Genomic DNA, 13,298 nt, shown 5'->3' with positions numbered 1-13,298 from the left:
GTACCTCCTTGAACAGATTCCTGTAACAGTCTATGGGCAAGGCGGCCGGCGCATACGAAAAATCGCCTGTGAGTTTGCTCTCAGCAGGCGATTGTTCATATACATTGGCTCCCCTCAAAGAGCGACGCCAACGTTGAAGGGAGCGATTTCTTTAGACACTCCGGGAGAAGTCAGCCGTAATCAGTCCACCTTCACTTCGCGCATGCGGTGGATGGCGTCGGTGTTCGTCTCGCAGCGCCACGAGTAGAACGCGAGCAGCCCCACGGCCGTCAGCGCTAGCGGTACGCCGCCCAGACCGGTGAACCGGTACTGCATGGCGAAAGCGTTGAGCATGGCACCACCCACGATGGAGCCCACGGCGTTGCCGAAGTTGAACGCCACCTGCACGGCCGCGCCGGCGATGAGCTCGCCACCGCCCTGACCGGCTTCGGTCATGAGCAGCTGCTGCGGCGCGGAGATGAAGAACAGGCCGAACGCGATCCAGAACGTCAGGATGGCGGTGGTCACCAGATTGGCGGGCACGAGGAACACCATAATCAGACCGAGGCAGGAGATCGCCTGACCCAGGGCCGCGGTACCGGCGTGACGCCAGCGATCGGTGATACGGCCGCCGATCAGGCCGCCCACCACCATGCCGAAGCCGGCGAGCATCATCAGCAGCGGCACCAGGTCGGACGACCAACCGCCGGACTTCTGCAGCCACGGGGAGACGTAGCTCCACCAGCAGAACACGCCGGCGTTGCCGGTGAACACGGCGGCCAGGATCACCCACGGGCCGCGACGGGTCAGGAAACGGAACTGGCCGGCGATGCCCGCGTCCTTGATGGGGGCGACGTACGGGATCCACGTCAGCGCAAGCACGATGGTCATCGCGGCCCATGCGGCGAGGAAACCGAACGCGAGACGCCAGGACAGGAATTCGGCCATCAGCGTGCCGGCGGGAACGCCCAGCATGTTGGCTACGGTCTGGCCGGTCACCATCGCGGCGACTGACTGCGCCTCCTTGCCCTTGTCCGCCAAGGTCTTGGCGATGAGCGTGGCCGTGCCGAAGAACGCACCATGCGGCAGGCCGGAGATGAAGCGCGCGACGAGCAGCATCGGACCGTTGACGGAGACCGCGGACAGCAGATTGCCGGTCAGCGCGATGGCCATGAACAGGATGATGAGGTTCTTCGGCGGCACCTTGCGGCCGAACACCAGAATCAGCGTGCCGAAGCACACGCCGAAGGCGTAGGCGGAAATGTAATGGCCAGCGGTGGGGATGTCCACGCCGGTCGCGGCGGCGGCCTGCGGCAGGATGCCCATCATCACGAATTCCGCGGCGCCGAGGATGAACGCGCCCGAAGCGAGCGCGAGCAGACTTTTCTTCATCGGTACTCTTGCCTCCACTCGTGCCTTCGCGCGGCGATCGGCGATGGGATACCGCGGTTCAGGCAAAAAGAAAGGGAACCAGCGGTAACCACTGATTCCCTTATTGCAGTCGGGCTGGCGGGATTTGAACCCGCGGCCTCTTCGTCCCGAACGAAGCGCGCTACCAAGCTGCGCTACAGCCCGTTTTGGCAACGTCGTATAGCTTACGATAAGGGTGCCTGATTATGCAAACCACGGCGTGTCGCGCGGAATTCCAACGGTTTCATGGCTGATTGCGGTGAATGGTGGCAGTTTCGTTTGGCTTTGTTAAACCAAGATTGACGTGAATTCCCTTGGACTACCCCTCAGTCGGCTTCGCCGACAGCTCCCCTGACAAGGGGAGCCAAAAATAAGGGGCATGTCGATCCTGGTTTAATGAGTCTTCTTTTTTGGCTCCCCTCTCTGAGGGGAGCTGTCGGCGAAGCCGACTGAGGGGAGTGACCGATTCGGCGTATGGTGGGGCTCCCTCAGCGAGAGGAGCCGGAATAAAGGCCGATTAGAGGTGCCGAAAAGATTCGGCAAGAGAATTCGCCGGTCTTGCGTACACTGAAGAACCATGGCTGAAGTTGTTGAAAACACTGAGAATACCGAGAACGAAACCCCGGCCGTCCCGCAGATGAGCACCGTCGAGCGTGCGGAAATGCTGCTCAAGCAGGACGCCACCATCACCGAGAAGATCAAGTCCGGCGCCACGCTGGACGAGGCTGTGGACCCCTCCAACAAGGAGTTCGGCCCGCTGGCGCACCCCGAGCAGGTGCAGATGCGCGTGGCCAAGCGCGCCATGATGCTTGAGGCCGGCATCGCCCCCTACCCGGTCCACCTGGATGTGACCGACACTATCGAGGATGTGCGTGCCAAGTACGACGGCAAGCTCGAGGCCGGTCAGGAGACCGAGGACATGGTCGGCATCGCCGGCCGTGTGCTGTTCCTGCGTAACGCGGGCGGCCTGTGCTTCGTGCAGCTCTCCGCCGGCGATGGCACCAAGATCCAGGGCATGATCTCCAAGAAGGAGATCGGCGCCGACTCCTTGAAGCAGTTCAAGCAGCTCGTGGACCTCGGCGACCACCTGTACCTGAAGGGCCGCGTGATCGCCTCCAAGACCGGCGAGCTGTCCGTGTTCGCCACCGAGTGGGCCATCGCCTCCAAGGCGCTGCAGCCGCTGCCGGCCCTGCACAAGGAGCTCAACGAGGACACCCGCACCCGTAAGCCGTACATCGGCATGATCGCGGACGAGAAGATCCGCAACATGGTCCGCAACCGTTCCAAGGCCGTGGCCTCCCTGCGCCGTACCTTCGACGACCACGGCTTCCTCGAGGTCGAGACCCCGATGCTGCAGACCCTGCACGGCGGTGCCGCGGCCCGTCCGTTCACCACGCACATGAACGCCTTCGACCTGGACCTCTACCTGCGCATCGCCCCGGAGCTGTTCCTCAAGCGCTGCCTGGTCGGCGGCATCGACCGCGTGTTCGAGATCAACCGCGACTTCCGCAACGAGGGCGTCGACGCCACGCACGCCCCCGAGTTCACCATGGTCGAGGCCTACCAGGCGTACGGCACCTACGATTCCATCGGCCAGCTGGTCAAGGAGCTCGTGCAGAAGACCGCCATGGACGTCTACGGCTCGCACAAGGTCACGCTGCTGGACGGCACCGAATACGACTTCGGCGGCGAATGGAAGACCATCAGCATGTACGACTCCCTGTCCGAGGCCCTCGGCGAGGAGATCGTGCCGAATGGCGGCCCCGAGCACCCCGGCACCTCCGTGGAGCACCTCGGTGAGATCGCCGACAAGCTCGGCGTGGAGCGCGACGACGTGGAGAACCACGGCAAGCTCGTCGAGCACCTGTGGGAGCACTTCTACGAGGACAAGCTCTACGAGCCGACCTTCGTGCGTGACTTCCCGGTCGAGACCAGCCCGCTGGTCAAGGGCCACCGCACCAAGCCCGGCGTGGTGGAGAAGTGGGATCTCTACGTGCGCGGCTTCGAGCTGGCCACCGGCTACTCCGAGCTCAACGACCCGGTCGTGCAGCGCGAGCGTTTCGTGGCCCAGGCTAAGGACGCGCTGGCGGGCGACGAGGAGGCCTGCGACATCGATGAGGACTTCCTGGAGGCCCTCGGCGTGGGCATGCCGCCGGCAGGTGGCATGGGCATGGGCATCGACCGACTGCTCATCGCCCTGACCGGCGCCACGATCCGCGAGACCATCACCTTCCCGCTGGTCAAGCCGCTCAACTGATTGTCTGCGATTGTTTCGGCTCCCTTCCCTGAAGGGAGCCTTTTTCAATAAGCGAGATAAATCGGCTCCCCTCTCTGAGGAGAGCCAGAGACGTATGTGCACTGCTGACGGTTCGACATAGGCTCTGTTAAACCGAGATTGACATGGCGCTCATTCTTGGCTCCCCTTGTCAGGACATTGCCGTGAAGCAAACAGCGGAGCTGTTTGTAGGCAATGTGCGAGACGACAGTCGAGCCAACAGAACACGAACGAAGTTCGTTCTCAATTGCAGGACGAGCTGTCGCTGAAAGCGACTGAGGGGTAGTCCAATCGAATTCACGTCAATCTTGGTTTAACAAAGTCTTGGCATAAAGGCATTGCCTGCCGTCTTTGTAACGGAAAGGGGAATCTCCCGTGGATCTACGTTTGTGGCTGACTGGACTTCGCCCCAAGACCCTGCCCGCCTCGATCGCCCCGGTGCTGGTCGGCGCGGCATTGGCGTCCCGCCATATCGACCAGCTCGGCACCTGCGTCGAAATCCATCCCGTGCCGCAGGAATGCGTTGCCAATCAGGCCATAGCCGAGACGTTGCAGGCCCATTTCTGGCCGGTGGCCATACTGTGCATGCTCGTGGCGGTGTTCCTGCAGATCGCGGTCAATTTCGCCAACGATTACTCCGACGGCATTCGTGGCACCGATGAAGGCCGGGACATGGCGGAATCGGAGCCGGAGCCGGACGCCCAACGGGGCGGCGGAATCTCCAAGCCTCGTCGCCTGGTGGCCTCCGGGGTGCCGCCGAAGCATGTGCTTGCCGCAGCCGGCATCGCCGCGGCGCTCGCCGCCATCTGCGGCTTGGCCGCGGTCGTCGTTTCACAGGCGTGGTGGCTGCTGGCCGTGGGCGCTTTGAGCCTCCTCGCCGGCTGGTTCTACACCGGCGGCAAACACCCGTACGGATACGCGGGCCTTGGTGAGGTCGCGGTGTTCCTGTTCTTCGGTCTGGCCGCGGTGCTCGGCACCGAATACGCGCTGGCCGGTGGAATCGATGCGATGGGCGTGGCGGCGGCCGTCTGCTGCGGACTCAACGCCGTGATGCTGCTCATGGTCAATAATCTGCGCGACATCGTCGAGGACGAGCGTCATGGCAAGCGCACGCTGGCCGTGCGGTTGGGCGAGCGACGCGCCACCGTGTTGTTCACCGCCTGCTGCATCGCGGCGTGGGTGCTCGGCCTGTTCGTCTGCATGACGCTGTGGCTGCCGTGGGGCGGTGTGCTGTTGATCTCCGGCGTGGGCGTGCCGGTGCGCATGGTGTCCAGCGTGCCCAAGCGCCGATTCCGCACCGCCCTGAGCGACGCCGGTTTCCAGACGCTGCTCTTCGCCGTCGTGGTTGTGATCGCCGCAGCCGTGTGACGTCAACCGTTATCCAATCTATTCCTTTCCTTGGCTCCCCTTGTCAGGGGAGCCGTCGGCGTAGCCGACTGAGGGGTAGTCCCTCACGAGCATGTTGGCTCTGGTCCAGCAACGTCAACCGTTATCCAATCGATGCGCAAAACGTAAGATTCGCAGTCGCGTTTGGCGCGTTCGGGCGGTAGACTGGCCGTATGTCTTACAAACTAGTACTGCTCCGTCACGGACAGAGCGCATGGAACAAAACCAATCAGTTCACCGGCTGGGTCGACGTCCCGCTGACCGAGCAGGGTGAAGCCGAAGCCAAGCGTGGCGGCGAGCTGCTCAAGGAGAAGAACGTCCTTCCGGACATCGTGTTCACCTCCCTGCTGCGTCGCGCCATCAACACCGCCAACATCGCGCTGGACGCCGCGGATCGTCTGTGGATCCCGGTCGAGCGCAACTGGCGTCTCAACGAGCGTCACTACGGCGCTCTGCAGGGCAAGAACAAGACCGAGATCCGCGAGGAGTACGGCGACGAGAAGTTCATGCTGTGGCGCCGCTCCTACGCCACCCCGCCGCCCGAGATCGATCCGAACGATCAGTACGCCCAGAACCACGACCCGCGTTACACGGGCGACCCGGTTCCGGAAGCCGAGTGCCTGGCCGACGTGGTCAAGCGCGTTGAGCCGTACTTCAAGTCCGACATCGAGCCGCAGCTCAAGGCCGGCAAGACCGTCCTGATCGCCGCTCACGGCAACTCGCTGCGTGCCATCGTCAAGATGCTCGACAACCTGTCCGAGGAAGAGATCGCCAAGGTCAACATCCCGACCGCCATCCCGCTGCTCTACGAGCTGGATGAGAACTTCAAGCCGATTAAGCCGCGTGGCGAGTACCTGGATCCGGAGGCCGCCGCCGCCGGTGCCGCCGCCGTCGCCGCTCAGGGCCAGAAGTGAGCCTAAACCGATAGGCTAGCCGCGTCGAACACGCATCATAGGGAGTCGCACCTCACCGTGCGGCTCCCTTTTTCGTACCCTTTTCCGTATCTTTCGACTAGATTCGGTGCGAAAATGGCATAAGAAAACGGCGACCAGTCGCAACCGGATCGCCGTTTCAGGCATCCCCGAGGGGATAGGAATCATGTATCGACGGATCGAAACGATCAGTCGATGTCGGTGCCTTCGTCGCGCGAGGGCTTCTTGGAGGGATCGAAGCCGGAGACGATGTACACCACGCGGCGGGCGGAGGAGACGGCGTGGTCTCCAAGACGCTCCAGGAAGCGGCCCAGCAGCACGATGTCCACGGTCTGCTGACGGGTGATGTCGTCGGAGAGCGCCAGCTCGAAGGTCTTGTGGTGCAGCTCGTCCAGCGTGTCATCGTTGAGGATGATGTGCTCGGCGGTCTTGGCGTCACGATCGGAGAGCATGGCGATGAGCTGGTCCGCGGTGTTGCTCAGGAAGTCGATCATCTGGGCGAACACGGGCTGAGCGGCCTCAGGCAGCGGGGACGCCGGGTAGGTGCGGCGTGCGGCCTCGGCCACGTGACGGGCCAGATCGCCCATACGCTCGAAGGTGGAGGCCAGGCGCATGGTGGAGACGACCACGCGAAGGTCGGTGGCCACCGGGTTCTGCTTGGCCAGCAGCTTCACGCACTGGTCGATGACGGAGGACTCCAGGGCGTCGATCTCGATGTCGCCATCGATGACGGTCTGCGCGGCCTCGACATCCTGCTTCAGCAAAGCCTCTCCGGCGCCGTTGATCGCCTTACGCACGTCCTGCGCCATATGGTCGAGGTCGTCGGCAACCTGCTTCAGCTCCTCGTTGAAAATAACGCGCATTTCTCTAGCCTTTCATGCTTTTGGTATTGCAACCTCTCTCAGTGTATTATTCCAGCTTTCACGCGCCACTTCAACGTAGACAATGGCAACCTCAAGTTGTTGCAAAGTTCATTGGGTTGTTCACCCCGAATTCATGTTTTCGGCGTGTTCTCGGCGTGCCGTGTGGTGTGGGAGAATAGGAGCCATGACTGAAATGCCGATTGCGGCCCTGATCGCGCTGATCGTGGCCGCCGTGTTGCTGGTGGTTGTTGGTGTTGTTCTGATTATCGGCGTGGCGACGCGCCGTGTGCGTGTGTCCGGGCGGCCTGCGGGGGATGGCGACCCGGATGACGAGGAGTTGCCGGACGAGGCCTCCACATTGCTGTCCATGCTCCCGGATATCTCGATTCTGGTGGACGAGCAGGATGAGGTGGTCCGTTGCAGTCCCGGTGCCTACCGTCTGGGCGTGGTCCAGGAGGACGCCATCGTAGGCAAGGAGATACTGGACGCGATTCACGAGACGCGCGCCCGCGGCGGCAAACGCCAGTTCGACCTGACCACCGACACCCCTGAACGGTATGCGGCGGAACGAGACAAGGGGAGTGCGGTCAAGACTCAGTCCGTGCGCCGGCCCAACTGGCTGAAGGTCACGGTGGGGCGCATCAACGCGCAGTTCGTGATCGTGCTGGTGGAGGACGTCAGCGATTCGGTCCGCTTCGCCCAAGTACGTGACGCTTTCATCACCAACGTGTCCGAGCAGTTGCTTGGCCCGACCGAGGCCCTCGCCAAGCTCGCCGATTCGCTGGAGCAGGGCGAGCCCGACCGTGAGCGCATCGCCGAGGACGCCCGTCAGGTACGGTCCAGTTGCGGCAAGCTCAATCACATGGTGTCCGATTTGCTGCTGCTCATCCGCGCGCAGGAGCCAATCACGCCGTCCTCGGCGAATCGTCTTGCGGTCATGGATCAGTTGCGCAAGACCGTGGATAGGCTCACGCCACAGGCCGAGCAAGCCGGCGTCATGCTGCGTCTGAGTGGCGACGATACGTTGGTCGTCAATGACGAGGGCGGCCAGATCGACAGTGCGGTGACCAAACTCATCGAGAACGCCATCGGCTATTCAAAGGAGGGTGGCGTGGTGAGCGTGTCCGCCTCCAAGACCCAGGACGGCGGCCGCGCCTCGATTCGAGTGATCGATCAGGGTGTGGGCATCGCCAAGAAGGACCAGGCGCGCATCTTCGAACGGTTCTACCGCGGTGCCGGCCAGAGCGAACGCACGGCGGACGGTGTGGGTCTGGGCCTGGCCATCGCCAAGCACGTGGCGCTGACCCATCATGGCGACATCGCCGTCTGGAGCACCCCCGGCCAGGGCAGCACCTTCACCCTCACCTTGCCCTTGGCGCAGTGACCTCATCTTTGGCTACAAACCCAATCTCCGGTAATCCCAGCGGTCGAAGAACTCCCAGATCAGCAGCAGCAGTCCGATGATCACGCCGGACGAGCACATGATCACCAACGGTTCGAAGTCATGGTCGAGCGTCGTCAGTATCAACGCGACGATCAAAGCCACGGCCCATAGGCCGGTGCCGATGCCGAACACCTTGCGCAGATCCACGCGCACTGGCTTCGGGGTGGGCTTGCGGACGGCGGGATCGATGATGGGCGCGAACTTCATAGTCATGCACTGTAGTCAACAGGAACGTCAATCGCCGCGCACGACGATGCGATACGCGGCGATTGACCGATGGATAAATGATATTGACGGGGAAATCCTGTCTTACTGCAGGTGCTCCACCACGTAATCCACGCATTTGGTGAAGGCGATCACATCGGACGGCTCCACGGACGGGAACACGCCCACGCGCAGCTGGTTGCGGCCAAGCTTACGGTAGCCTGCGGCGTCCACGATGCCGTTTTCGCGCAGAATCGCGAGTACTTGGCTGGCCGAGACGTTTTCATCCAAGTCGATGGTGACCACGGCGTTCGAGCGTGCGCCCGGATCGGTGACGAACGGATGCGCATACTCGGAGCGTTCGGCCCACGTGTACAGGATGGATGCGGACTTGGCGCAGCGGGCGGCGGCCCACGCCAGGCCGCCGTTGCCGTTGAGCCAGCTGATCTGGTTGGCCATCATGATCAGCGTGGCCACAGCCGGGGTGTTGAGCGTCTGGTCCTTGCGTGAGTTGTTCAGCGCGGAGGTCAGCGAGAGGAACGGTGGCACCCAGCGGCGTGCGCCCTCCAGATGGGCGCTGGACTCCACGCCGGCCGCGCGGTCGATGGCTTCGGGGGAGAGGATGGCCACCCACAGGCCGCCGTCGGAGCCGAAGGCCTTCTGCGGGGAGAAGTAGTAGACGTCGGTCTGCGCGATGTCGATGGGCAGGGCGCCGGCTGCGCTCGTGCCGTCGATGACGGTCAGGGCGCCGGCCTCACGGCTGCCGGGCACGCGGCGAATCGGGGCGGCCACGCCGGTGGAGGTCTCGTTATGGGCCCAGCAGTAGGTGTCCACGCCCTCGGTGAGTTCGGGTAGGCGGTACGTACCTGGCTCGCCCTCGAAGATCACCGGCTTCTCCAGGAACGGCGTGTTGGCGGCGGACGCGGCGAACTTGGCGCTGAACGAGCCGTAGGTGCCGAATGCGGCCTGACGGGTGATCAATGAGGCACAGGCCACTTCCCAGAACGCGCTGGCGCCGCCGTTGCCCAATGCCACCTCATAGCCGTCGGGTAGATGGAAGAACTCGGCGAGGCCTTCGCGGATGGAGCCGACCACCTGCTTGACCGGGCTCTGGCGGTGCGAGGTGCCCAGCAGTGTGGTGGCGCCGGCATCCAACGCGGCGATCTGCTCGGGGCGGATCTTGCTCGGGCCCGATCCGAAACGGCCGTCCTCGGGCTTCAACGATTCAGGAATGGTAATGCTCACAGTCATGCCTCCAAGGCTAGCCCGTGCCGGCAACGAATGCAGGCAATCTCCCGACTGCCGGATTTTCGTGGATGCACTGGTTGAGGGGGCGTCGTTCGTGCTGTGATGGGCGGGCGTGGCGGGAGCATGGCGCTTGGGTGGGCTTCCGAGGGGACTGATTGGCGGGATTCGTGGCCGGGGACTTACTCATGACAATTCGTTAGGCTCTGTTAAACCAAGATTGACATGCCCCCTTATTCTTGGCTCCCCTTGTCAGGACATTGCCGCAAAGCAAACAGCGGAGCTGTTTGTAGGCAATGTGCGAGACGACAGTCGAGCCAGCAAAACACGAACGAAGTTCGTCCATAATTACAGGACGAGCTGGCGGCGAAGCCGACTGAGGGGTAGTCCAAGGGAATTCATGTCAACCTTGGTTTAACAGAGCCGTTTGTTTTGTTTCTGGCTTGGATTGGGCGTGATGCTGTTATGCGATGGTCGATTCATGTGCGTCTTCGCGTGAAATCGATGTTGTTGCTGTTGAAGTTTGTCCCTGTTTGCTCTGAAACCGTTTTCTTGTGAGATGACGGCAAGAAAACGTGTCCCCATTTGTTTGGATTGGCTCTTTGCGGAACTGGTGGCAAGACGCTGTGCCACCATTGTGGCGTCAATCGGTTGATACGCGGATAGGGACAAGTCGGTGTTCCGTCAAATCCTTGGAATTAAGCCGTTTTCGGTTTTCGGGCCTGAAACTGTGTACTAAAGCGCTTGCCCCCATTCCCTAATATCTCTTGAATCCCGGAATGGGGGTCTGCGCTTACTCTTATCCAGCCAAGGAATGATGCGATTCTGCCGTGTATTGCTCATCTTCTTTTGTCGCGACAATGTCCTGACAGGGGAGAGGAATTTGCGGTCATTTGACTCCAGAAACGGGTTTTCCGTACCGGGAAGGGACCACGGGGCGGGGCGTCCCTCTGATTGGGGTGAGTCCTGTACTCGGGAAGGTGGCACCGGGCAACTGGCGCGGCAAGCGGGCTGTCGATCGGTGCGGCCGACGATTCCAGAGGAACCCGACAGCCCGGTCATAGCCGGGCATAGAAAATACCTATATATACGGTATGTGAGGAATGCAATAGTGTTCCGGTTGATTATGTCGGCTCCGAAGCGGTATCGGCAATCTTGCCGCAAGCCCGGAAATGCGCGGGAATACAGCGGAAAATCGCCGTGAAAAACCATGAAACAGACCGTGAAACACCGGTGGCTTTCCGGGGAGAACGGGCGTACGTCAATCGATTGACACGCCCGGACGGCCCCTCGTCAGGTTGGCAATTGACATACTCACGTTGTACAGTGGGCAATTGTGACGGTACGGCGACGCTCTCACGAAGAGGCGTCCGACCCATCCAAGGAGTTAATCAGTTATGAAGCATGCCTCGCATAAAGCGACCAAGGTCTCACGCCAGAAGTTCAGCTTAGCGAAGGCTCTCTTCGCCTCCGGAAAGGGTTCCCACTCCGTTCGTGCGGTCCGTGCGGCTCAGGCCGCCGGCGGCGATGCCATCGCGCTGGGTCTTGATCCCGCTGTGGCCGAAAAGATCAACGAAATCGCCCCGCAGACCCGTCGTTCCATTCGCGAGGCCGCTCGCGCGGCCGAACGTCGCAGCCATATCCTTGCTTCCGCGTCCCTTGCGGCACTGGTGGGTACCGCGGCCACCTCCATGGCCTTCGCCCAGAACGACGACACCACCACCGTGTTCGCCGATCCGGCCACCACGACCACGCAAATCAAGCGCGTGAGCGACGTGACCTCCGCTTCCCGTTCCGAGGCCCGTACCGAACTCAATTCTTCCGTGACCGAGCAGTCCACCAATGAAGGCGGCTGGGGGCTGAGCAACTCCGAAAGCTCCTTGAACACCACGCTGATGAACCGCAACACCGCGAACAACCCGGTGGTCTCCGTGCTTATGGACCAGGATTCCGCGGCACTTCCGGCCGGTTTCAATCCGAATCATGACATCGGCACCAGCGGCAACAACTACCCGTGGGGCCAGTGCACGTGGTATGCGTACAACCGCCGCGCCGAGCTCGGCCTGCCGAGCAGCGGCAACTTCGGCAACGGTGGCGCTTGGGCCGATTCCGCCCGTGCCCTGGGCTACTGGGTGGACAACACGCCCCGCCACGTGGGCGATGCCGTGGTCTTCACGCAGGGCCAGGCCAACGCCGATCCCGTCTATGGCCATGTGGCCGTGCTGGAGAAGATCAACGCGGACGGCTCTATCGAGATCTCCGAGTCCAACGCCAAGGGCCTTGGCGTGATTTCCCACCGCACCTTCACCGCCGACGAGGCCGCGAAGTTCCAGTACGTGCACTACTGATTCGCGAGTTTGTCTTATGTGACGCCGGTCACCGTTTTGTTGAAAAACGAAGTGTATTTTTGGTGATTGTCAATTAGCGACACGCCGACATAATCCCCATTATTGTGCGGATTTGTCCATTGACTCCCAGCTTCTGTTCATGTTTGCCGGCTAGCGTTCAGGTTTCATGAGGACTTTTCCCCGAATCGCTTCAGCAATCGCCGCGTGCACAGCCACGGCCAGCCTGCTTGCCTTCGCCCCCGCGGCCAATGCCGATGAGGGTATCGTCACTTCTATCAAGTCGTTCCCCACGAGCAGCCAGACCCGTGAGAACCTGACCGCCGAATCCACTGCTACCGAGGTCGAGGGCGACTCCAGCTGGGGTGGCATCGAGACTTTGAACGTACCGCAGACCGCTTCCCAGGCCGAGAAGGACGCGGCCGCCGCCGAAGCGGCCAAGAAGGTCCAGGACGAGGCCGAAGCGGCCCAGGTGCAGAGCCAGATGGAATCCGCCAGCCGCGGCCAGGCCCGCAGCACCCTGTCTTACACCGAAACGGACGGTTCCGTATCTGCCGGCGCCGCCGCATCCATCGATCGTGCATATTCGCTCATCGGCCAGAGCATGGACTGCACTGCTCTGGTGAGCTACGCACTTGCCGCGCGCGGCATCAACTTCCATGGCTGGCCCGAGGAGTACGCCAACGTGCCCGGCGGCCAGATCGTCACCGACGGCTCCCTGCAGCCCGGCGACATCCTCATCTACGCCAACACCGGCGGCTGGAACGGCGGCGCCCATTATGATCATGTGGCGCTGTACGTGGGCAACGGCCAGGCCGTGCACGGCGGCTGGAACGGCTACACCGTGGCGCTGGCCGATGCCATGCTCAACCAGGTGACCATCGTGGTGCGCATCCCGTGATGCACGTGGCGCACCTGCGCTGAACTACATATGGATTTCTCCAGGCTCCGTTAAACCAAGATTGACAAAATTCCATCGGACTACCCCTCAGTCGGCTTCGCCGACAGCTCGTCCTGTAATTATGGACGAACTTCGTTCGTGTTTTGCTGGCTCGACTGTCGTCTCGCACATTGCCTGCAAACAGCTCCGCTGTTTGCTTTGCGGCAATGTCCTGACAAGGGGAGCCGAGAATGGGGACATGCCAATCCTGGTTTAACAGGCTCTTCCCAAGGCCCCGGCACGGATGTGTCCGGGGCTTTGTGCTGTGCGGAAGC

Annotated in this window: 10 protein-coding genes and 1 tRNA gene; 6 read left to right on the top strand and 5 right to left on the bottom strand. The window is 62.1% G+C overall.

The features are described from left to right. Nucleotides 1-180: 180 nt before the first annotated feature. The gene (locus tag DF196_RS02860; protein WP_109056393.1) at nt 181-1,371 is read right to left on the bottom strand and encodes an MFS transporter; all 1,191 of its coding nucleotides are present in this window, start codon (nt 1,369-1,371) and stop codon (nt 181-183) included. A gap of 109 nt (nt 1,372-1,480) precedes the next feature. Next, nucleotides 1,481-1,554 (bottom strand) — tRNA-Pro (locus tag DF196_RS02855). Nucleotides 1,555-1,966: 412 nt separating this feature from the next. Between DF196_RS02855 and lysS the strand changes: the two genes are divergently transcribed. The 3 genes from lysS (at nt 1,967) to DF196_RS02840 (ending at nt 5,964) form a co-directional block, all read left to right on the top strand. Continuing rightward, the gene (lysS, locus tag DF196_RS02850) at nt 1,967-3,646 is read left to right on the top strand and encodes a lysine--tRNA ligase (RefSeq protein ID WP_109056392.1); all 1,680 of its coding nucleotides are present in this window, start codon (nt 1,967-1,969) and stop codon (nt 3,644-3,646) included. A 393-nt stretch (nt 3,647-4,039) separates the two neighbouring features. Next, nucleotides 4,040-5,032, top strand: a complete 993-nt coding sequence (menA, locus tag DF196_RS02845; protein ID WP_109056391.1) for a 1,4-dihydroxy-2-naphthoate octaprenyltransferase — start codon at nt 4,040-4,042, stop codon at nt 5,030-5,032. Nucleotides 5,033-5,223: 191 nt separating this feature from the next. After that, the gene (locus tag DF196_RS02840; protein WP_109056390.1) at nt 5,224-5,964 is read left to right on the top strand and encodes a phosphoglyceromutase; all 741 of its coding nucleotides are present in this window, start codon (nt 5,224-5,226) and stop codon (nt 5,962-5,964) included. Between the two features lie 206 nt (nt 5,965-6,170). Here the strand turns inward: DF196_RS02840 and phoU are convergent, their stop codons facing one another. Next, nucleotides 6,171-6,845: a phosphate signaling complex protein PhoU gene (phoU, locus tag DF196_RS02835; RefSeq protein ID WP_109056389.1), complete on the bottom strand. Its 675-nt coding sequence runs from the start codon at nt 6,843-6,845 to the stop codon at nt 6,171-6,173. A 184-nt stretch (nt 6,846-7,029) separates the two neighbouring features. Here phoU and DF196_RS02830 point away from each other — a divergent pair, with 184 nt between their 5' ends. Continuing rightward, nucleotides 7,030-8,229, top strand: a complete 1,200-nt coding sequence (locus DF196_RS02830; RefSeq protein ID WP_109056388.1) for a sensor histidine kinase — start codon at nt 7,030-7,032, stop codon at nt 8,227-8,229. Between the two features lie 12 nt (nt 8,230-8,241). On the opposite strand, the gene DF196_RS02825 is transcribed toward DF196_RS02830, so the two are convergent. Together DF196_RS02825 and serC are read right to left on the bottom strand one after the other, a co-directional pair. Next, a complete protein-coding gene (locus DF196_RS02825) occupies nt 8,242-8,496 on the bottom strand; it encodes a DUF2530 domain-containing protein (RefSeq protein WP_170114963.1) in 255 nt (84 codons plus the stop codon). Nucleotides 8,497-8,598: 102 nt separating this feature from the next. Beyond that, on the bottom strand, nt 8,599-9,744 hold the full coding sequence (gene serC, locus DF196_RS02820) for a phosphoserine transaminase (protein ID WP_109056386.1): 1,146 nt from the start codon (nt 9,742-9,744) through the stop codon (nt 8,599-8,601). 1,391 nt (nt 9,745-11,135) lie between these two features. Here serC and DF196_RS02815 point away from each other — a divergent pair. Beyond that, complete coding sequence (locus tag DF196_RS02815) at nt 11,136-12,086, top strand: CHAP domain-containing protein (protein ID WP_109056385.1); 951 nt, start codon at nt 11,136-11,138, stop codon at nt 12,084-12,086. Between the two features lie 166 nt (nt 12,087-12,252). Then, nucleotides 12,253-12,984, top strand: a complete 732-nt coding sequence (locus tag DF196_RS02810; RefSeq protein ID WP_109056384.1) for an NlpC/P60 family protein — start codon at nt 12,253-12,255, stop codon at nt 12,982-12,984. The last annotated feature ends 314 nt before the right edge of the window (nt 12,985-13,298 follow it).

The sequence above is a fragment of the Bifidobacterium callitrichidarum genome, from assembly GCF_003129905.1.
GTDB lineage: Bacteria > Actinomycetota > Actinomycetes > Actinomycetales > Bifidobacteriaceae > Bifidobacterium > Bifidobacterium callitrichidarum.
Note: the sequence above shows the minus strand (reverse complement) of the source record. Positions and strands in the feature narration are given on the sequence as shown.

Coding starts and splice junctions, on each gene's coding strand:
- DF196_RS02860 (WP_109056393.1), bottom strand. CDS start 1,371: ATGAAGAAAAGTCTGCTCGCGCTCGCTTCGGGCGCGTTCATCCTCGGC.
- phoU (WP_109056389.1), bottom strand. CDS start 6,845: ATGCGCGTTATTTTCAACGAGGAGCTGAAGCAGGTTGCCGACGACCTC.
- DF196_RS02815 (WP_109056385.1), top strand. CDS start 11,136: ATGAAGCATGCCTCGCATAAAGCGACCAAGGTCTCACGCCAGAAGTTC.
- DF196_RS02840 (WP_109056390.1), top strand. CDS start 5,224: ATGTCTTACAAACTAGTACTGCTCCGTCACGGACAGAGCGCATGGAAC.
- lysS (WP_109056392.1), top strand. CDS start 1,967: ATGGCTGAAGTTGTTGAAAACACTGAGAATACCGAGAACGAAACCCCG.
- DF196_RS02830 (WP_109056388.1), top strand. CDS start 7,030: ATGACTGAAATGCCGATTGCGGCCCTGATCGCGCTGATCGTGGCCGCC.
- DF196_RS02825 (WP_170114963.1), bottom strand. CDS start 8,496: ATGAAGTTCGCGCCCATCATCGATCCCGCCGTCCGCAAGCCCACCCCG.
- DF196_RS02810 (WP_109056384.1), top strand. CDS start 12,253: ATGAGGACTTTTCCCCGAATCGCTTCAGCAATCGCCGCGTGCACAGCC.
- serC (WP_109056386.1), bottom strand. CDS start 9,744: ATGACTGTGAGCATTACCATTCCTGAATCGTTGAAGCCCGAGGACGGC.